Source organism: Radiobacillus sp. PE A8.2 (assembly GCF_045635475.1).
In the GTDB taxonomy this organism is placed as follows: Bacteria; Bacillota; Bacilli; order Bacillales; family Amphibacillaceae; genus JBJGXI01.
In genome coordinates this window covers 1-20303 of record NZ_JBJGXI010000069.1, presented here as the reverse complement: position 1 = coordinate 20303, position 20303 = coordinate 1, and the positions used below count along the sequence as shown (strand labels likewise).

Here is a 20303-nt window from a genome sequence, read left to right as displayed (position 1 = left end):
CTTCCAAAATGAAGCTTCTCTACAGTTTGAAAAGCTCTAGTTGCAAGTTTTTGAGCTTCAAGACTACCAATATGTTCTTTGAATTTGTGTTGGACTTCCTTTACAAAATTATGTATTCTGTATTCAGAAAAGCCATAATTCAAACGAATATCTGCTAATTTCTTATCACGTTCTTTTGATTTGGGTTCATGAAGCAATGTGCGATACTGCTTATCAGCTTTCACAGCTTTATTTCGTTTTAGAGATTCACCTAGACAAGAATTATAGACCATTCTTGCAATATTAAATTTCTTTTCCAAACGGTGTTTTTGCCAATTTGGAATGTTCAAAGAGAATTCAATAGTATAAGTAGGTGTACGCTTCCTTGCCATAGGTTTCAACTCCTATCTAATTTCGCTTTTTCTGGTTTTCGACATAACGTTTAATTGTTTCACTCGATACGTTTCCCTCAGTCGAAACAAAATAGGAACGTGTCCAAAGGCTAGGCAAATGTTGAAGATGTGGAAATTCCTCTCTCAATTTTTTAGAAGTTACTCCTTTAATTTTTGCCATAATATCAGCAGGACTTAGTGTAGGTAGTGCATGAAGGACCATGTGAGAATGGTCTTGATCACATTCAATAGCAACGATTTCTATTTGTATTTCCTCACAAATTTCTTTAACCAATTCTTTAAAACGCACCTCTACATCACTTTGAAGAAATATTCTTCTTCTATAGCGAGGACAAAAAACAAAATGATAATTTAGTAATGAAACAGTTGTATTAGTTCTTCTATATTCATTCATAAACTCATTGTATTAGCTTATTACCTCAACTGCAACAAATTTCTATTAGAAGAGTGAATTATTCAAATACTTAAAGCACCACAAACCTGCGGCTTATTAGTGGCACTCCGTATTTGACCTCACTATCATCCCACACCTAAAGGAGTGGGCTTTCTCGTTCGGAAAATCTGTAATGTTATAGTTATTCCACGAGGTGTGTTTTGTGTGCTTGAAATGGCATTAGCTCTTATACGCTCAATACTTTTTCTTTTCCTTCGAATCACATTTCCGGATAAGTTAATTGTCACTGTTATCTCCCCCTATTATGAATGATACTGGCTGAAAAGTAAGTTGAATTTTGTATTCTTAGTATAACATTTTTACCCAAAATTCACCTTGATATGACATGCCTAATCGAATGGAAGACTATCAGTTCGGTTGGTAGACCATACTGCCAAAGTACAAATTGCCCTCTCGTGTAGATTCGGGTTGGAATAAATGTAATTTTAGGGTTTATGGGTCTAGTGGGGATTCTAATTGTGTCTTATCGTTTGGGGTGGCTTTTATGAACACAGGATTTTACACGTTCTACCAAAATAATGTTCCAGCCAACGTAATGGGACGGGTTGGTAGTATTTACGGTTTCATCGAAGCCTTTTTCATCATTGTTGAAACTATAATTTTTGGAATGATGGGCGAATTGTTGTCTATTCGCTTCGTCGTTGTATTAGGAAGCCTCATGATGTTTTCAGTTACAATTATATTATTTATGTTTAACACACAGCCTTCGAAAGCAGCGTATTATGCTGAGATTTCCGACACGGATTAAAATTAGTAGCATTAGGGAACGCGGTTTAATCTATGGATGATCGCATACAATCCCAATTTCTCAGTTTTAAAATGGGAATTGGGTTTTTTTTTTTTATTGCACTTTGCTATTTAACCAACTGCCAAGACTATATTGAATCTAACAATCCTGTCGCTGCTGCCCTTTTGAGCAAGGTTGGATATACGGCAAAGGAAAGTCCAGGTGAAGAAAGAATTTTTGCGCATGATCGTTAAGTTGGAAATAAATCCTGCAAAGTCTGAATTGATTAATGGATTCTTTGAGTCTTATTTATCCTTTAACGAAAACTAATAATTATTGTCTTCCAAAGTCAAACTCTCCGAAACACCCATTCTCCTTAAATATTGCAGCAACGCCTAAACAAGCCCAGTATCTGCCACATCAGAAATTTTCTCTCATATAGAAAAATTGGTTTGACTGAGTGATGTTTTATGACTATAATATTAATTTGTCAACTTTCGGCTAAAGGGATATATAAAATTAAAAGCATAGATAGAAAGGTAGGTGAAATTATCTTAGACGACGATTATAGTATACGGTTTAGAAAGAGAGCAAGTGGTGCTTCGGTTCCGTAAACTTTTCCTCAAAGACATCAAGGATCATCAATGGAAGATTTAAAAATAACGATCTCGCTTCGTTATACTTTATAGGAGGAAAAGAATGAAAACAATAAAGAATTTGAAAATGGACTGGACCACATTTGCTGTTAGTGGAGGGTTTTTATTACTCTTTGTCATTTTTTCATTAATTGACATTGATAAGCTTGCAGGTTGGGTAACGGAATCCTTCAATTGGTCTGTAACATTTTTTGGTGCCTATTGGCAATTATTATTACTGGGAAATTTTGTAATTGGAATTATATTAGCATTTTCAAAATATGGACATGTGAAGTTAGGGAAAATGGAGAAGCCTGAGAATGGTTATTTCCGTTGGATTTCGATGATTTTATGTATACTTCTAGCTAGTGGTGGTGTATTTTGGGCTGCATCAGAGCCACTCTACCATTTTGTTACGACTCCACCGTTGTTTGCGAATGATGGAATGACACCACTAGAGGCAATCATTCCTGCTTTATCCCAAAGCTTTGTACACTGGGGCTTCCTAGCGTGGGCGTGTTTAGGTACTTTAACAACAATTGTCCTCATGTATGCACATTATCATAAAGGATATCCACTTAAACCACGTACAATCCTTTATCCTATTTTCGGAGAAAAGATATTTAATAAAAGTATAGTTGGTTCAACTGCTGATATCATTTCTATCATTGCAGTTGCTGCAGGTACAATGGGGCCTATCGGATTTTTAGGTCTGCAAATAGGCTATGGTCTGCATTTTTTATTTGATATTCCAAATACGTTGGCTACGAATATGATCGTTGTTGGAGCGCTAATTCTTATTGCTGCTATATCTGTAGCGAGTGGGGTTGACAAAGGAATTCAATTCTTAAGTCGTTTAAACGTGATATTTGTTGTAGTATTAGCAGCAATTATTCTCATTATTGGCCCAACAATGTTTTTAATAGATTCTTTTATTAGTGCTCAAGCTTTTCAATTACAACATTTGCTCGAAATGAATTTATATCGCGGTGATCAAGCTTGGCTTGGCTATTGGACTGTATTTTTCTGGGGCTGGTTCCTAGGATACGCACCAATGGTGGCTATTTTTATTAGTAAGATATCGAGAGGTCGCACGGTCAGAGAGCTTATCGTAGCAGTATCTATTATTGCTCCATTAGTTAGTAATTTCTGGTTTACAGTTGTTGGTGGTACAGGATTATCTCAAGAATTAAAGAATCCTGGTTCCATTTCAGGCCCATTAGGTGATGGAGGAATGCCGGCGACTGTAATGGCAATTATGGACCAACTACCAATGGGATTATGGCTGGCTGTTGGGTTCTTAATCGTTAGTGTTGTGTTTGTATCGACTACAGTTGATTCCATTGCATATACAGTTGCAGTAACCTTACAAGGTTCAGAGCATCCACAAAAGTGGCTGAGAGTCTTTTGGGTAGTGTTATTCGGTATATTAACCGTAGCATTACTAACAATTGGTGAGGGAAGTATACAAGCAATACAAAACTTTATTGTTGTAACGGCAGTACCTGTATCTATATTGCTACTTCCACCACTATGGAGTGCACCGAAAATTGTAAAGCAAATGGCTAAAGAACAACATATAGTAGCTGCTGTTAAATCTACAAAGAAGTGAAGCAGCAAAAAATAACAATGTTAATCAATCTATGTAAGAACATCTCTTCATTTAGTAAACCGTTTGAAGTGCATAACAATCAATGACAATAAAAATGGCGTGCCAACTGACAACAGTTTTGGCACGCCATTTTCTCTTACGATCGTTTTGTATTATGCTTATTTTTAAATATTAAAATAGCTGAAAATAACAACGTGGGGTCAGGTTTACTGTGCCATATTTTATTTTTTCTATTAGTAAACTCGTTGTATGTTGGAGGAATAAAATTCAAACCATAAAGAACAAATGTTCTTTTTGAGCGCGCATCTATGCTATAATCTAGTAAGATAAAGTTCCTTTAGGTGAGGTCGGCTAATCCCTGTGAAAGGGGGTGATGCCTATGGGTATGTATGAAAGCTTCATGGTGCTAATTGGTTTTGGCACTTTCTTGATTGCATTACTCGCTTTGATCATTTCGTTGATCAACAGAAAATAGACCTCCCTATTTACCCTGACAAGTGATTAGGTGAGGTCTATCATGCAATGATAGCCGAACCCTCTGGGGGAACCGCTTATCTGCAGGTCACAGTTACTAGCTGTGGCCTGTTTTAGTTTTATGCGTATGTTACTTTTATTATACCATACGCCTGTAAACAAAGAAAAGTGTAGCTAAGCTGGATACTTAATGCAGTTATATAACTCATTCATTAATGAACGTCACAAGGAGACAGGTTTACAGGCCCTCTTTTTTAGTGGATAGAACACTTGTTCTTGTTCGGTTTATGTATTATAATAGATACTAGACAAACTCCTTCGACAATCCTCATATCAATAATCCGGGATGTGTGATCATGTCAATCGCAATGCTAGTTCGAGAAGACTCCAGCACGTACACTCATCACGATCAATTATTCAAACAACTGATTCATACTTTTTTCGCAGAGTTTTTAGAAGCGTTCTATCCTGAAGTCCATCAACACATTGATTTTTCTTCTGTCAAGCCTTTGCCAGAAGAGACATTTACAGACCTAATTGAAGGGGAAAGTAGAAGAGCTGATATTGTATTGCAAGCAAAGTTAAAAGGTACCGATACTATTCTCATTATACATGTCGAACCACAAAGCTATCCTCAAGCAAATTTTCATGAACGGATGTATCTTTATTTCAGTCTGCTTTACAATAAATATAGGAAACCAATTTTACCCATTGCTATATTTAGTTACGATGATTACCGCAATGAACAGGATACTTTCACGATGGCGTTTCCTTTCTTTCAAGTGTTGACCTTCAACTATCTCATGTTAGAATTAAGGAAAATAAATTGGCGAAACTATATTGAATCTAATAATCCTGTCGCTGCTGCTCTTTTGAGCAAGATGGGATACACGGAGAAGGAAAAAGTCCAGGTGAAGAAAGAATTTTTGCGCATGATCGTTAAGCTAGAGATAAATCCTGCAAAGTCTGAATTGATTAATGGATTTTTTGAGTCGTACTTATCCTTAAATGAGAAGGAGGAGGAGCAACTAATGAAAGAAATTAAAGAACTTGGACCACAGGAAGCAGAACCGATTTTAAAATTACCAAACTCTTGGAGGGATAAAGGGTTACGAGAAGGTAGAGAGCAAGGAAGAGAAGAAGGGAATCAAGAAGCAACCAGGAATATTGCGATAGAAATGTTAAAACAAGGGTTGTCTGAAGATGTAATTTCCAAGGTTACAAAGCTTGATTCTAATGAAATTCGTCAATTAAAAAAGTGCCTCTAATTTAATTAGAGATTTGTTTGTGTGGACACAGGGGGACAGATTTACTGTCCCAGCGTTTCTTAACGGTGGTATCGCCTACTCAGAAGTGGGACAAGGTTCCTGTCACTGCCGCCTAGCAACACAGTCTGAATAGGGTAATAAAATAGAGTGTCTGAATCTGCACGTGAAAGCAAATAAAAACACATTTCGTAGTTTTATTCTACGAGAAGGCTACTTTTCATTCATTAACTTTTCCAACGCTGGTATATCTACAGGAGTCCATTCTAATGAGGCTAAGCTCTCACGCTTCAACCACCTAAGCTCAGCTTGCTCTTTCTCCTCAGGCTTCCCCTCGATAATGATGCAAGTTATCCCAACAAGATGAACAATCACAGATGCATACTCATGTGTATATTCATAATAGAGTGTTATATCCATAATCATACATGCTAACGCTTCCTGAATATCTATTTCAATCGCAGTGTATAGACCATCACCAGGCTTCATTTTACCGCCTGGAAACTTCTATAGATTGGCCATCGACATGTGTGGAGATCTTAACGGCACCAGCGCATTGCTTTCGTTTTCGATAATTGTCGAGACAACTTTAATTGTTTTTTCAAAAAAGAAACCTCCTATGAATTATCGTAACGAAGTATCTCTGTATGAAGAAATCGAATTAAAAATTTAATTTTATTGCACTTGACATTAACCTTATTTCAATGAATGATAATGATAAAAATTATGAGGATGAGTAGTTTGAAGGATTCGGTAAATATTCTAATAATTGAAGATGAAGATGATATTAATCGCTTACTATGTAATATAGTTACTAAAAGTGGTTATTCTCCAAAGCCGGCTTATTCAGGGACAGAAGCAATGATTTATCTAGATATAGAGAAATGGGACTTGATATTAATTGATCTTATGCTCCCTGGTTTGTCTGGTGAGGATATCTTAAAAAAAGTAACAAAAGAAAGTAATGTTCCTATCATTATTATTTCGGCAAAGCTTGAAACACAAATAAAAATAAATGCACTAAGAGCTGGTGCAGATGACTACATTACAAAACCTTTTGATATTGAAGAGGTATCTGCCAGAATTGATTCTTGCCTTAGAAGATATCGAGATCTATCCGGTGTCCCAATTATTAACCAAATTAGCCATAAGGATATGGTTTTGGATGCGGATGCAAAAATAGTAAAAGTAAATGGAAAAGAACTCAAATTAACAGCGCGGGAATATGAGATATTACTTCTAATGATGTCCTCCCCTAATAAAGTTTTTTCCAAGGCGAATTTGTTTGAGAGTGTTTGGAATCAGAAATTCTATGGGGATGACAATACCATTAATGTTCATTTAAGTAATATTAGGAGTAAACTTGCGAAAGCAAACCAGCATGAAGCGTATATTGAAACAATCTGGGGAATGGGCTATAAACTCAAAACTTAAGGTTTTCTTAAGAATTCACTTAAGAATTTCTTATGTTTTCCTCCTTATACTGTAAGAATGTTCGAAAAGCAATTCTTTTGGACAAGATGAATAATGACTTAAGGAGGGAACCTTGATGAATGAGTATGTGTTGACAACTAATCAATTGTCTAAAAAATATCAAGAAAATATGGTACTCAATAAAGTGAGTGTAAAGATAAAAAATGGATCTATTTATGGTTTTATTGGACAAAATGGTGCAGGTAAATCAACGTTGATTCGTTTGATCACAGGCCTTGCGTATCCATCCTCGGGGACATTTGAATTATTTGGAGAAAATAATGAACGAGAGATAATCGAGGCAAGAAAGAGAATCGGAACAATTATTGAAGGTCCTGCTTTATACCCACAGATGACAGCTGCGGAAAATCTAGAAGCACACCGTCTGTTAAAAGGTATACCAGGCAAGGCTTGTATCGAAAAAACGCTTAGGCTGGTAGGTTTACAAAATACAGAAAAAAAGAAAGTAAAGAATTTTTCTTTAGGAATGAAGCAACGTCTGGGTCTGGCAATTGCTCTATTAGGTGATCCTGAATTTTTGATTTTGGATGAGCCTATTAATGGCCTGGACCCCATGGGTGTGGTCGAAATACGAGAACTGCTGAAGAAGCTTAACAGAGAATATGGCATTACGATTTTGATCTCAAGCCATATCTTAAGTGAACTGCATTTATTAGCCACGGATTTTGGGATTATCCATAATGGAGAATTGTTAGAACAATTATCTGCAAAAGAACTACATGAAAAATGCCAGCAGTACTTGCATATTAAAGTAGATGAGCCAAGCAAGGCTGCAACTATAATAGAAAGTCATTTATCAACGCAAGAATTTGAAGTAATGCCAGATGGGACCATTAAGCTGTATGCCTCTGTTAATGCACCAGGAAAAGTCTCCAAAATCTTAACCGGTGAAGGCTTGGTAATCGAACAATTTATGCCTATGGGAGAAGATTTGGAAACGTACTTCAGTAATCGTATCGGGGGTGTACAGCATGGGGAACTTATTGAAAACAGAGTGGTATAAATTAAAGAAAGATCGATCATTTCGTTTCTTGACTTGGATGTTAATTGCCATTTCCGTGTTGTTTCCTCTTATAGAATTTGATAATGGTGCCTCAGGACTGCCGGCTGTAAAGGATTACTATCAAGAAAGTATCCTTGGTCCTCATGCGAATATAGTGAAGCTTATTCCAAGTATTCTCGCAGGGTTCTTTATTACGAGTGAATACTCCATGGGGACGATGAAAAGTATCGTATCCTCGGGGAAAAGCAGGTTACGTATCTACTCTGCAAAGTTGATCGTGTTTTCAATTGGAGCGGTAATTATATCAATGATTTTACCAATCATGATGACGGGTGTAAGTGCTATCTATTTTGGATTTGACAATCTGCCTGAAATGACATATTATTTCCAAACCACAGGACTGATTATATTATACGTTGCTGCCTTCGCATCGATTATGACGATTTTTTCCATTCTCTTTACCGACAGTGGAAAAACTATAGGATTTCTGCTAATGTTTTTTATATTTGTTGACTGGCCATTGCAAATGTTAGCAGCTAAAGTACCATTTTTTGAACCAATACTGAATCATTCTGTTTTTAAGTTGATCTATGACATTAGTATCGTGAACAGTTTGGACAGTAATGATATTGTATTACTTGTAGTGATTCCCATTCTAACTTTTCTATTATTTTGGATTATAGGTGTTATTATATTTCAAAGAAAAGAAATTAAGTAAATAAAAAAGCGGGTGAGGTAAAATGCTCTATTTATTCATATCTGTCATAATAGCTTTGGTATATGTCCTCACTCGTTTCTACCTATTGAAAAAAGATATTAAAAGTACAACGCGGCAACTTCATAATTTCAACCAAAATAAAACAGCTAAGAAGATTGATATTATATATCCTGATCGTCATTTTGAGGAACTAGCAAAGGAAATTAATAACCAGATAGATCTGACGAAACAGGCAGAGGCAGTAAAGCGTTCTACTGAAAATGAGTTAAAACGGGCTATATCCCATATTTCTCATGATATTCGAACGCCATTAACATCGATATTAGGGTATATACAGTTGCTAGAATCGGATGAAATAAGTTCTGAAATGAAAAAGGAATACATAGAAACAATAAAAAATAGTGCAGGAAGGTTAAAGATACTACTTGAAGATTTTTTCGAGTTATCAATTATCGAACAAGCAGATTATCCTTTGACAATGGAGAGAGTTAAATTCAACGTTTTGATTATAGAGGCACTTTTTGGATTTTATGAGGAATTTAATAGAAAAAATATAGAACCTGAAATTCATATTCCAGACAATGATATTATGATGATGGTTGACACATCTGCTGTTAGAAGAGTTGTGGAAAATTTAGTGGTAAATGCTATTAGATACTCAACAGGAAATGTAATCGTCCAGCTTGAAAAATATGATACAACTGTTCAACTTCGAATTTCCAACACCGTTGACGAACTTAGCGAACATGATTTAAATCAAATGTTTGATCGTTTTTATAAGGCGGACCAGACTCGGATGGGAAAGGGTACTGGGTTAGGTTTGCCAATTGCTAAAAGCTTGATGGAAAAAATGAACGGGAGTATCTATGCTGAGTTAGAAGAGAATCAATTAACTATGATTTGTGAATGGAGGTCTTTAACCACAATGCTGCATCCTAACTCTTCCTGAATTTTTCTTTCAATCGGAGCGTAAAGATTGAGTATCATAATAGAAAAATTTTAAATAACGATGAGCATGAGTTGAAAATAGAAAGTGATTGTTCATATTTAGATAACGAAGCTGGTATGTAGAAGTGGTTTGTTGTATTTAAAGGTAGAATAAAAAAAATCAAGACCTATGAGGAGGAAATAAAAGATTTGGATCACTTAAAAGGTTTCAATATAAGAATTGCTACGAATGAGGATAGTAGTGAAATTATTAAAATGTTAAAACAGATAGCTCTATGGATGAAAGATAATGAAATAAATCAATGGGCGTTTCTATTAGATGGTGGTGATGATGAAGAGATTGAAAAAGCCATATCTAATCGAGAAACGTATATTGTTATGAAAGATATCAATATTGTGGCTACATTTACACTTTTATCTGAACAAAGTGACTGGGACAGGCATATTTGGGGAGAAGATCTTTCCTCTCAATCGCTTTATTTACATAGACTTGCGATTATTCCTACATATATGAAGTGCGGAATGGGTAAAAGTATTTTGGATTGGATACAGAACAATGAAGGTGACAAGGAATGTGTTAAATTAGATTGTGTTGCGGATAATACAAAATTAAATAACTTTTATAAGCATAATAAATTTGAACTTGTTGGTATATCAGATGGACACAGTAAATATCAAAAGTGTATAAATAAATAGGATCGAATGACACGAAGGTGATAGGTTTACTGTCCCAGTGTATCTTAATTCGGTGGAATTAGCCTACTCAATCGTGGAACAAGGTTCCTGTCCCCTTGTTCCCTTGCTTTACAATAAATATAGAAAACCGATTTTGCCAATTGCCATATTCAGTTATGATGATTACCGGAATGAACAAGATACATTCACAATGGCGTTTCCTTTCTTTCATGTGTTGACCTTCAACTATCTCATGTTAGAATTAAGAAAAATAAATTGGCGAAACTATATTGAATCTAATAATCCGTTCGCTGCTGCCCTTTTAAGTAAGATGGGATACACGGAGAAGGAAAAAGTCCAGGTGAAGAAAGAATTTTTGCGCATGATCGTTAAGCTAGAAATAAACCCTGCAAAGTCTGAATTGATTAATGGATTTTTTGAGTCGTACTTATCCTTAAATGAGAAGGAGGAGGAGCAATTAATGAAAGAAATTAAAGAACTTGGACCACAGGAAGCAGAACCGATTTTAAAATTACCAAACTCTTGGAGGGATAAAGGGTTACGAGAAGGTAGAGAGCAAGGAAGAGAAGAAGGGAATCAAGAAGCAACCAGGAATATTGCGATAGAAATGTTAAAACAAGGGTTGTCTGAAGAATTAATTTCCAAGGTAACAAAGCTTGATCTTAATGATATTTGCCAATTAAAAAAGAACCTTTAATTTAATCAGCTGGTTTTGCCCAAAGATATGTCAAAGATCAAGACGAAAATCTTGTGTGTTGATATTAAGAGATTAGTTAAATGCCTGAGCATAGGTATACGAACCAAAAAGAATGTCAAGCAGGGCGGTATGGATAATGTGAAGGCAGGCGTTGATAGTGTTAAATATTATAGAGGTTAGAAAGTACCCAAACAAAAAAGAAGCAAATAATAATTAAATTAGATACTTCTTTAGTTTATCGAACTACTAGATTTTTTCTCATGAAGTGCACGTATTCTATTTGCCCAGTATGCTTCATCGTAATGATGAACATACATTGGATCTTCTGCTAGTCTTTTTAAAAAATCAGATTGGACTAAAATAGTAGATGCATATTTTCCAAAATGTTTTTCCAATTCAAATTGGACATCTAAAATGAATTCCATGTCCATATCATCAAAGTTATATTTATTTAATGTCAATTCGTTTCACCTCCATGTGTTTAATACACTTTATGGCTTGTAATGTGTTTAGTGATAGTTGGTTGCTGATTTCTGTATAGGGTAAAATCCCTTGATGAAATTGTTCGAAACTGATTCTCTGAGTTTCTAGTCGTTTTAAGAGTGGTACGATTTTTCCGTCAGCAAGTGGACCACAAGCATAGTCATCATGATGATATAGACCGCCACGTTTACCAACTTTTCTACAATTAAATATAAATTCAGCCCACTGATTAGAAGGAACTTCATACTCTTGCCCACTCAGTTGACGCAGTTTTTCAATATCTAATTTCATTATAACGATAGCTGGGAATAAATTTCGGTTAATTTCCTTATAATCGTAATATTTTTTCAGTGCCCATTTTCGTGCTTGGTTATTGTTATTGGTCACATAAAATCCTTGCCCAAAATCTGTAAATGTTCTACCAACTGTTATATCTATATTGTCCACAATTTTATCTGCATAATCATTTATTGTACCATGATAACAAATATTAAATTTTTCTAACATCACCCCTACTCCTTTATCTATCCTATGTTACATTATAACATATTTTGCTTTGTAAATTACTTACAGCCAATAAATTCGACCACACAGCGCAGCATGTTTTTAATGAGTGTTTCGCTTCATTATCCCACTTTGCTATTTAACCAACTGCCAAAACTAACCAAAAGAACACTTGTTCTTGTTTGGTTTATGTATTATAATAGATACTAGACAAACTCCTTCGACAATCCTCATATCAACAATCCGGGATGTGTGATCATGTCAATCGCAATGCTAGTTCGAGAAGACTCCAGCACGTACATTCACCACGATCAATTATTCAAACAACTGATTCATACTTTTTTCGCAGAGTTTTTAGAAGCGTTCTATCCTGAAGTTCATCAACACATTGATTTTTCTTCTGTCAAGCCTTTACCAGAAGAGACATTTACAGACCTTATTCAAGGGGAAAGTAGAAGAGCTGATATTGTATTGCAAGCAAAGTTAAAAGGCACCGATACTATTCTCATTATACATGTCGAACCACAGAGCTATCCCCAAGCAAATTTTCATGAACGGATGTATCTTTATTTCAGTCTGCTTTACAATAAATACAGGAAACCGATTTTGCCAATTGCCATATTCAGTTATGATGATCACCGCAATGAACAGGATACATTCACGATGGCGTTTCCTTTCTTTCATGTGTTGACCTTCAACTATCTCATGTTAGAATTAAGGAAAATAAATTGGCGAAACTATATTGAATCTAATAATCCTGTCGCTGCTGCCCTTTTGAGCAAGATGGGATACACGGAGAAGGAAAAAGTCCAGGTGAAGAAAGAATTTTTGCGCATGATCGTTAAGCTAGAGATAAATCCTGCAAAGTCTGAATTGATTAATGGATTTTTTGAGTCGTACTTATCCTTAAATGAGAAGGAGGAGGAGCAATTAATGAAAGAAATTAAAGAACTTGGGCCACAGGAAGCAGAACCGATTTTAAAATTGCCAAATTCTTGGCGGGATAAAGGGTTACGAGAAGGGAGAGAGCAAGGAATACGAGAAGGTAGAGAAAAAGGAAAAAAGCAAGGAATAGAAGAAGGAAGAAAAGAAGGAAGAAAAGAAGGAAGAGAAGAAGGAAGAGAAGAAGGTAATCAAGAAGCAACTAGGAATATTGCGATAGAAATGTTAAAACAAGGTTTGTCTGAAGATGTAATTTCCAAGGTTACAAAGCTTGATTTTAATGAAATTTGGCAATTAAAAAAGAAACTCTAATATAATCAGGTGTTTGTTCCTGTCCACTGTGCCACCTAAGCTTATTCCAAATGCAAATAAAAGTATCATTTAGTGGTCCTCTCCTACGAGAGGGCTATTTTTCTTTGAGAAGACATGGGGGCAGGGACCTTGTCTAACTTAATCAATAACGGCGTCAGGTAACGTAGTAAAATGTGCTAAAATATACTTAGTAGTATTTATGGAAGGATGTGTATGAATTGGGATTTTGTTCATCAACTATACCCATGAAGTTATATATGAAGCATAATATTTCTTGAATAAGGAACAGGCAGGAATTTGCATATAATAGAGTTATAACTTGATAAGTCAGAAAATTTTTAAAAAAAGATAAAGGTTGGTGAGGTATGTTTATTAAAACGGGGGAGCATGTCATTCATGCGCTGTCATTTGGAAAAGGTGATATTCCATTTGTAGCGCATGGTGGTTGGATAGGATCATGGGAATTGTGGGAACAGCAAATCGAGCGTTTATCACAGGAACGACGTTGTGTCGCATTCGATCATCTTGGAAGTGGAGAAAGTCCTGTCCCAGCTGGTACAACCATTACCTTAGAATTGCTCGTAGATAATTTGAAGCAAGTGTTAGATCAAATGAATGTCGACGAATGTATTCTAGCAGCAGAGTCAAGTGGTGTTAAAGTCGTTTTATTATTTGCACTTTTGTACCCTGAAAGAGTAAAGGGACTAGTACTTGTTGACGGTTTTGCGAGCACGTTTTCCAAAGAAGATATGAAAGGAAGCATTGAATTTTTAAATATGGACTACCATGGCTATCTGGAGACGTTTGTAGATTTTTGTCTTCCAAGTGGTGAGCCGCATTTCAAGCGCTGGGGTTTGAATATTTTAAAGCGGGCACGTGTAGAGGATGCGATTGCCCTGCTGAAATTAAATACTACCGCAGACTTATTGTCCCGTATCTCAGAAATAACCGCACCGACATTAATTATACATGGAGAAAAAGACAGCATAATTCCAATGGCAGCGGCACATCAACTTTTAAGCTCCATTCCTAACGCTTCTTTAGTCGTCATTCCAGAAGCCGGTCATGTGCCAACCATAACCCATTCGGAGCAAGTGACAAATGCGATTATGGATTTTTTGAAAACGGAGCTAGTGAATGAAAATGATTTCGACCAATAGATATACTCGCTCTGACTGACGGAAAATGGTAATCGTCTCGATACCTCAGGATCAACTGTGATCGAAAAATATACGATATCAAAAAGGAGAGGAATTTGATGAATCAGCTTTACATAAAGCAAAAGGTATTTAGTCTAAGTGGCAAATTTACAGTGAAGGATCAGCAAGAAAATGACGCTTATTACGTGGAAGGCAGTTTTATGCAAGTTCCGAAAATCTTCTCTATTTTGGATGCCGCAAGAAATGAAGTAGGGCTTATTACGAAAAAAGTTTTCAGCTTTTTACCGACGTTTTTCGTTGAGGTGAATGGTCAAGAGGTTTTAAAAATTAAAAAGGAATTTTCTTTCTTGAAAGCACGCTATAGCATTGATGCGGCAGGTATTGAAGTACAAGGTAACTGGTGGGATATGGATTTTCAAATAGTACAGCATGGCGAAGTGATCGGTCAAGTGAGTAAAGAGTGGTTCACATGGGGGGATAGTTATAAAGTTCAAGTCTTTCAGGACGAGCAGGAGCAAGTTATTATTGCGATTGTTATTGCAATTGATTGTGTAAAAGCAGATGAAGCAGCGGATTGATGAGTCGGATTGGGAATACTATATTTTAAAGGAAAGGAGCTAATCTGTTTTGACTAAAAAGAAACGTGCTGGAAGAAATATTAGAATCAACGTTTCTGAATATATTTCTCACATGGAGGTTTCTGAAAAAGAATATAAGCTGATTGAGGCATATTATGAATCTGATTCTTCAGATTGCGGAATTAATATCCTTACCCCAAAAGACAAGTAATTTTTTAAAAAGGAGTCTGAACAGTTCGGTATAGAAATGGAAAAACTAAGGACAATCAGATCCTCAAATGGTGAAATTTAACTTGTTACCACTTGAGTTCTGAAATCTCTTAACAGACATCGTTATACATTCTTAAGGCGGAAGGTGATCAAGATACTATTGAGTTACATTGGTGAGTGGTTCGATTGTTAGATTATAGTCGACTTCAATATTCGCCTTTTCCCAATAGTTTAGCCATTCCTTTTCACTCAATGGCTTGGAGAAAGGCTTAAGTGTATGTGCTCCTATTTGGATAGGGTCAACCTTCAATTCTTGCATTTCTTTTAGTAACTCTGTTGTTTGTTTTTCTAAATAGGATTCAACCTCTTGATTGAAAGCATAAAAACCTGTATCATCTAGTATGTTTTTTTCTCCACGGTACTCTTCGATTCTGCCATTTAGATTGATTTTTAATGAAATTAATGATTTGTTTTTATTGAAGTTGATTTTTACATTCGAGCGAACATGACCAAGGGTTACGGCTAAATCAGGTATAGCAAATAGCTTAAGGTAATGATCATTGTTAATAAGTTGGAAAAGTTGTTCATCCATTTTTTCTATCGAAGTGATTAGTTTGTCTTCATCAAAAAAAGCAGTTCCCTCATATACTAAGGAATCTTTGTCTGCTTTAAATATCGGCAGGATTGGAAACGAATATGAAGAGTTTAACGTTTTCATGAATTGATGCAAATTGATAATGCTCATTTCACCTTGGTTATATTCCTCGTAATGCCTTAGCATATTGTATAAAAATAAGTCGAGATTTTCTTGTTGATTTAATTGATTTTCAATATAATCTTTAAAGCTTCCTTTGAAAACCAATAGAAAAAGTCGTTGGGAAATATCAGGGTCTGGTAACATCGATTCTAGGATGGGTTTGACGCCTTTTCTAGCAAGCTCTTCATTAATTAATAACATTCGAAGCTGTCCCGTTTTCAATTCACGGTAATAAAGTAAATTAAATTCCTTTCCTCCTTGCTCTACGAGGTCAACGTCCAAGGTGAGTAAACGCTTTTTTTCTTTAACGAGTGGCGGCACTAATGTACTAATCTCCAACTTCCCTTCATCTGTTTCACTAATCGACCAGAAAATCACAGGGGCGATATCTTCAACCTCATTATTTTCGATAAATGGAGTACAACCAACCATTAACACTAGGCTTAATATTGCTAAGAAGGATTTCTTTATCCATGCATTCATCATTAAACATGTCCTTTCCTTTTAATGGCTAGAAGGAGAAGTGCCGGGACGAAAATGTACGTAATTGCTCCTGACCCAACCTGGAGCTTAAGCCAAAAGTTTTCCACTTCGGAACTCCAAAAAAACGAATTAATAAGAATAACACTTACTAAAATTGTCAGAAAAATAATTGCAAAACCAGATTTTGACGTCTGTTTATTTACCCTTCCTAGGATTATTCGAGTGGCACCATAAAAGTAAAGTAAGTAGAGAGAAATAATAAAAACAAAATGAAACATATAGAATGAAATGAGCAGAATATCTATTCTTTCAAAAAGTGGCCATTGCAGGTACCGGATCATGTTCGCAACGGGATATTTGATTTTTTCTAAATAGTCTGAGCCGAAGAAAAACAACGATGAAATAAATAATAGCAAATACTCTAGAATAGCAAGCGCATTAGCAAACCCCCAATATTTCAACTTGTTTTGTTCTGGGTTAAGCCAAGGTGATAAGAAAATTAAATATTCTGGTCCTGATAAAGAGGCCCAAATGAGTAATAACGCTTTCCACGAATCCATCGACCATTCTGTAGGTATTAAAGGATATAAATCATGAATTGAAGCAATCGGTGGAAGTAAAAAGGTATGAAGGGTAAACATTAACCAGATCGTGCTAAAAAATGCAATCACAGAGAAAAGAATAGTTTTCTCTATTCCTTGAGAAGCAAGGTAATAAACGACGATAAACAGAAAAAGAACCAGCCAATTACTGTTTATTGAAGGAAGAATAAATTGATTTGCAATTTCTATATAGCCTAGTGATAATACAGTTATTTTAATAAAAATCATAAATAAACCGACAAAAGCAAGTATACGAACCAATCTTGTACCAAAAAGCTGGACAAAGCCTTCATACCCCTTTGACAAAACACCAGAAGAAAATGACTTTGATAGCATCCATAAATTGAAGTGTGACAAAATTCCCATGATAATAATTCCCCAAATCATGTGAGGATGCACCAAATATGCAGGCATCAATAAAACTAAATAAAGAGCCTGCATTCTATTAACCATAAAAAAAACATACACTCCGCTTAAGGAAGAGACTTTATTAAATAATGCTGTCACGTGATCATCTCCTTTTGCTGTATCTCCATTTCTGCAAAGGATGTAAATGTTCAGGGCGAGATTTCATCCAAGTTAGAGGAGCTCGAATGAAAAGATCCTTCCAATCACCCCAATAAAACGGAGTGAGAGGTGCTAAATACGGCTGCTTTAATGAAGTAAGACCATTTAAATGAATGAGTAGTAAAACTCCCCCAAGTACCATTCCATAAATACCAAGAATAGATGCAAGTAGAAGAAACACAAATTGAATCAATGCGTTTGATTTAGTCATTAAATAATTTGGAACTAAAAATGAAGCAATCGCCGAAATAGCTATTAAAACTACCAATACTGTACTGGCAAAAGAAGCAGCAACTGTTGCTTCTCCAATAATAATACCGCCAATAACTCCTAGTGTTTGGCCAGTTTTTGTCGGCATTCGTAAACTGGCTTCTTTTATAATCTCAAGGACAATTAACATCAGCAATGCTTCCCAGAATGGCGTAAAGGGTAATTTGCTTCTTGACTCTAATAGAACAAATAGAACTTGGAGCGGAATCATCTGATAATGATGTGTCGTTAACGCTACATACAGAGGAATTAATGTTATTGAAATGATAAAACTCAGTAATCGCAAACTACGTAAAAAACTAGCAATCGTCCAACGAAGAAAATAATCTTCTGGAGATTGGAAAAGGTGAAATAAAGTGATTGGTGCAATCAAAGCAAACGGTGTACCATCCACTAACAAGATTATTTTTCCGATACCCAGAGAATATGCGCAAGAATCAGGACGATCGGTTTGTAGAAACTGCGGAAATACAGTATGCTCATGATCTTCCATGAATGTTGCAACTTGGGATGAATCAAGGAATTGATCGAAATCAATTTTGGAAAGTTTACTTTTAGCCAGAGAGATATATTCTGGATTTGTTAATCCTTCGATATACATCATTACAACCGTAGTTTTACTGATCGAACCGATTGTAAAGGTCTCTGTCTTTAATGATGTCATGGGAATCCTTTTGCGAATTAATCTGATATTTTGATCTATTTGTTCCGTAAAGCTGTCTTTTGGCCCAAATATAATAGTTTCCGTTTGAGACGGTTGAATCGCACGGTTAAACTGATTTTCAAGCCGAACTGCCCACCATTTATTGTTCAAGGAATCGTTTAGTAGTATTGAACCGTATAATATCTCCTCTTGTGCTTCAAACAATGTGGTAATCTCTGAAACCTTAGCATTTGTAATGCATTCATGCACACGATCCTCGGAATAGTGGATCAAAGGTTCGATAATGCATTCATTCAAGCGCTCCTGATCGATTAACGTTTTTATGTATAAAAGGGTAACTTTTTGTTCCTTATTTTTTTGACGTTCTACAATTTCTGCATCATGCATATTGGTTAAAAGTTTTTTTAATGCTGTAATAGTTATATTTTCAAACTCACTTTTATTTTTGTCACGTTCAGTTTTGTTTCTAAACAAGTTGTCCACCCCCCTAAATGATGGTCGTGGTGAGACCGGTTACCCACTTCTTCTAACATTCAGGGGGCCACGTTCCCCACCGAATACTAAAAAACGGGCCCTGTAGCTATGCTCTCGGCTCTGTGTAGATGAATCTATGTATTCATGACAAGTTCTCATTTGCTAAGATAAAGTGGTTCTCATTAAACCGAAATAGTTAGCGTGATGATTGTGAAAGGAATACGCTCTGTATATCACGTTATTATGATTCATTTTTCTAAATCTTATTCGATGTGCAAATAAGATTTTCACGGGACTCACCTTTGTAATTTTTTAGCAGAGTAGGAGTAACCTTTGTATATAATGGCAAATATTCTAGGATTAATAATTAGGAAATGTTATATTGATTTTTATAAGCAGACAGACAGGTTAATAGGGGTATTACACAAAGCGGACTGTATACGGCAAAATAAATAACTTTTTGTGTACTTTAAAGAGCAGGTTGCTTTTAGTAGGCTAACTTAACATTCAGGAGTTGTATATATTGTGAAGCAAAACAAGTATGATGACATGAATTTCTTTTCTGTATATAAAAAAATGGCGCGTTCAGTCAATGGACTTGAAGGTGCGGGGGAATGGTACGTATTTAAAGAACTATTGCCTGAACTTCGAAATAAAAGTGTACTTGATTTGGGATGCGGTTTCGGTTGGCATTGTCGTTACGCTCTAGAACAGCAAGCAAGGTCTGTTATTGGAGTAGATATATCTGAAAAAATGCTTCAACAAGCTCGGGAAATGACTACGGATCCATTAATTTCATACATAAATATGCCAATCGAAGACATTGATTTCTCAGACTCTCCGTTTGATGTTGTGATCAGTTCATTGGCTTTTCACTATATCGAAGCCTTTGATGCAGTCTGTAAAAAGGTCTATGATTGTCTAACACCTGGTGGGTCTTTTGTATTTTCAGTTGAACATCCAATGTACACTTCTCGGAACGAACAAGATTGGTATTACGATCGCAAAGGGAATCGTCTGCATTGGGCAGTTGATGATTACCAATTACAAGGATTACAGAACTTAAGAGCGATTCATCCCACTTCTTCAGATGTGGGATGAATCGCTCTTTCTTGAAATTTAAAATTAGATCGCAAGACAAACACGTGTTCCTTTTGGTAAAATATAGTCAGGAGGTGAAGA

General features: G+C 35.8%; 20 protein-coding genes and 4 pseudogenes. 16 read left to right on the top strand and 8 right to left on the bottom strand.

Translation table 11 applies throughout. The features are described 5' to 3' along the window. Positions 1–371 (bottom strand): annotated as a pseudogene (locus ACI6MV_RS23305) (RNA-guided endonuclease TnpB family protein); the annotation flags it as partial. 16 nt (positions 372–387) lie between these two features. Next, entirely contained in the window at positions 388–786 is a 399-nt protein-coding gene (gene tnpA / locus ACI6MV_RS23300; protein WP_407272732.1) for an IS200/IS605 family transposase, read from the bottom strand. A 520-nt stretch (positions 787–1306) separates the two neighbouring features. Between tnpA and ACI6MV_RS23295 the strand changes: the two are divergent. From ACI6MV_RS23295 to ACI6MV_RS23275, 5 genes and pseudogenes are all read left to right on the top strand, one after another. Next, positions 1307–1594 (top strand): annotated as a pseudogene (locus tag ACI6MV_RS23295) (MFS transporter); the annotation flags it as partial. A 122-nt stretch (positions 1595–1716) separates the two neighbouring features. After that, positions 1717–1897: pseudogene (locus tag ACI6MV_RS23290) on the top strand (DUF4351 domain-containing protein); the annotation flags it as partial. 375 nt (positions 1898–2272) lie between these two features. Further along, on the top strand, positions 2273–3820 hold the full coding sequence (locus ACI6MV_RS23285) for a BCCT family transporter (RefSeq protein WP_407272731.1): 1548 nt from the start codon (positions 2273–2275) through the stop codon (positions 3818–3820). Between the two features lie 373 nt (positions 3821–4193). After that, on the top strand, positions 4194–4295 hold the full coding sequence (locus ACI6MV_RS23280) for a putative holin-like toxin (RefSeq protein WP_407272730.1): 102 nt from the start codon (positions 4194–4196) through the stop codon (positions 4293–4295). Positions 4296–4650: 355 nt separating this feature from the next. Then, complete coding sequence (locus tag ACI6MV_RS23275; protein ID WP_407272729.1) at positions 4651–5562, top strand: RpnC/YadD family protein; 912 nt, start codon at positions 4651–4653, stop codon at positions 5560–5562. 210 nt (positions 5563–5772) lie between these two features. On the opposite strand, the gene ACI6MV_RS23270 is transcribed toward ACI6MV_RS23275, so the two are convergent. Further along, positions 5773–6048: an NUDIX hydrolase gene (locus ACI6MV_RS23270; protein ID WP_407272728.1), complete on the bottom strand. Its 276-nt coding sequence runs from the start codon at positions 6046–6048 to the stop codon at positions 5773–5775. Positions 6049–6300: 252 nt separating this feature from the next. On the opposite strand from ACI6MV_RS23270, the gene ACI6MV_RS23265 reads away from it, so the two are divergent. The 6 genes from ACI6MV_RS23265 (at position 6301) to ACI6MV_RS23240 (ending at position 11115) form a co-directional block, all read left to right on the top strand. Then, entirely contained in the window at positions 6301–6993 is a 693-nt protein-coding gene (locus ACI6MV_RS23265) for a response regulator transcription factor (protein ID WP_407272727.1), read from the top strand. Between the two features lie 115 nt (positions 6994–7108). Continuing rightward, positions 7109–8056 carry an ATP-binding cassette domain-containing protein gene (locus tag ACI6MV_RS23260; RefSeq protein ID WP_407272726.1) on the top strand — a complete coding sequence of 316 codons (948 nt, stop codon included), beginning with the start codon at positions 7109–7111 and terminating at the stop codon, positions 8054–8056. Next, a complete protein-coding gene (locus tag ACI6MV_RS23255; protein WP_407272725.1) occupies positions 8025–8774 on the top strand; it encodes an ABC transporter permease in 750 nt (249 codons plus the stop codon). The genes ACI6MV_RS23260 and ACI6MV_RS23255 overlap by 32 nt, the downstream gene beginning before the upstream one ends. Positions 8775–8859: 85 nt before the next feature. After that, a complete protein-coding gene (locus ACI6MV_RS23250) occupies positions 8860–9723 on the top strand; it encodes a sensor histidine kinase (protein WP_407272724.1) in 864 nt (287 codons plus the stop codon). A gap of 188 nt (positions 9724–9911) precedes the next feature. Then, positions 9912–10418 carry a GNAT family N-acetyltransferase gene (locus ACI6MV_RS23245; protein WP_407272723.1) on the top strand — a complete coding sequence of 169 codons (507 nt, stop codon included), beginning with the start codon at positions 9912–9914 and terminating at the stop codon, positions 10416–10418. A 52-nt stretch (positions 10419–10470) separates the two neighbouring features. Then, positions 10471–11115 carry an RpnC/YadD family protein gene (locus ACI6MV_RS23240; RefSeq protein ID WP_407272722.1) on the top strand — a complete coding sequence of 215 codons (645 nt, stop codon included), beginning with the start codon at positions 10471–10473 and terminating at the stop codon, positions 11113–11115. Positions 11116–11345: 230 nt separating this feature from the next. Here the strand turns inward: ACI6MV_RS23240 and ACI6MV_RS23235 are convergent, their stop codons facing one another. Beyond that, entirely contained in the window at positions 11346–11576 is a 231-nt protein-coding gene (locus ACI6MV_RS23235; protein ID WP_407272721.1) for a hypothetical protein, read from the bottom strand. Next, positions 11563–12105 carry a DUF3990 domain-containing protein gene (locus ACI6MV_RS23230; protein ID WP_407272720.1) on the bottom strand — a complete coding sequence of 181 codons (543 nt, stop codon included), beginning with the start codon at positions 12103–12105 and terminating at the stop codon, positions 11563–11565. The genes ACI6MV_RS23235 and ACI6MV_RS23230 overlap by 14 nt, the downstream gene beginning before the upstream one ends. A 255-nt stretch (positions 12106–12360) precedes the next feature. On the opposite strand from ACI6MV_RS23230, the gene ACI6MV_RS23225 reads away from it, so the two are divergent. The 4 genes from ACI6MV_RS23225 (at position 12361) to ACI6MV_RS23210 (ending at position 15305) form a co-directional block, all read left to right on the top strand. Continuing rightward, on the top strand, positions 12361–13356 hold the full coding sequence (locus ACI6MV_RS23225) for an RpnC/YadD family protein (protein WP_407272719.1): 996 nt from the start codon (positions 12361–12363) through the stop codon (positions 13354–13356). Between the two features lie 365 nt (positions 13357–13721). Then, complete coding sequence (locus tag ACI6MV_RS23220; RefSeq protein ID WP_407272718.1) at positions 13722–14516, top strand: alpha/beta fold hydrolase; 795 nt, start codon at positions 13722–13724, stop codon at positions 14514–14516. A 98-nt stretch (positions 14517–14614) separates the two neighbouring features. Continuing rightward, positions 14615–15094, top strand: a complete 480-nt coding sequence (locus ACI6MV_RS23215) for an LURP-one-related/scramblase family protein (RefSeq protein WP_407272717.1) — start codon at positions 14615–14617, stop codon at positions 15092–15094. Between the two features lie 49 nt (positions 15095–15143). Further along, positions 15144–15305, top strand: a complete 162-nt coding sequence (locus tag ACI6MV_RS23210) for a hypothetical protein (protein WP_407272716.1) — start codon at positions 15144–15146, stop codon at positions 15303–15305. A 156-nt stretch (positions 15306–15461) separates the two neighbouring features. On the opposite strand, the gene ACI6MV_RS23205 is transcribed toward ACI6MV_RS23210, so the two are convergent. Genes ACI6MV_RS23205 through ACI6MV_RS23195 form a run of 3 tightly spaced genes read right to left on the bottom strand, consistent with a single transcriptional unit; the run spans position 15462 to position 19121 of the window. After that, positions 15462–16544, bottom strand: coding sequence for a Ger(x)C family spore germination protein (locus ACI6MV_RS23205; protein ID WP_407272715.1), 1083 nt, complete (start codon positions 16542–16544; stop codon positions 15462–15464). A gap of 2 nt (positions 16545–16546) precedes the next feature. Beyond that, a complete protein-coding gene (locus ACI6MV_RS23200; protein ID WP_407272714.1) occupies positions 16547–17653 on the bottom strand; it encodes a GerAB/ArcD/ProY family transporter in 1107 nt (368 codons plus the stop codon). 4 nt (positions 17654–17657) lie between these two features. Continuing rightward, on the bottom strand, positions 17658–19121 hold the full coding sequence (locus ACI6MV_RS23195; protein WP_407272713.1) for a spore germination protein: 1464 nt from the start codon (positions 19119–19121) through the stop codon (positions 17658–17660). A 525-nt stretch (positions 19122–19646) separates the two neighbouring features. Between ACI6MV_RS23195 and ACI6MV_RS23190 the strand changes: the two are divergent. Continuing rightward, positions 19647–20180 (top strand): annotated as a pseudogene (locus ACI6MV_RS23190) (class I SAM-dependent methyltransferase); the annotation flags it as partial. Between the last annotated feature and the right edge of the window lie 123 nt (positions 20181–20303).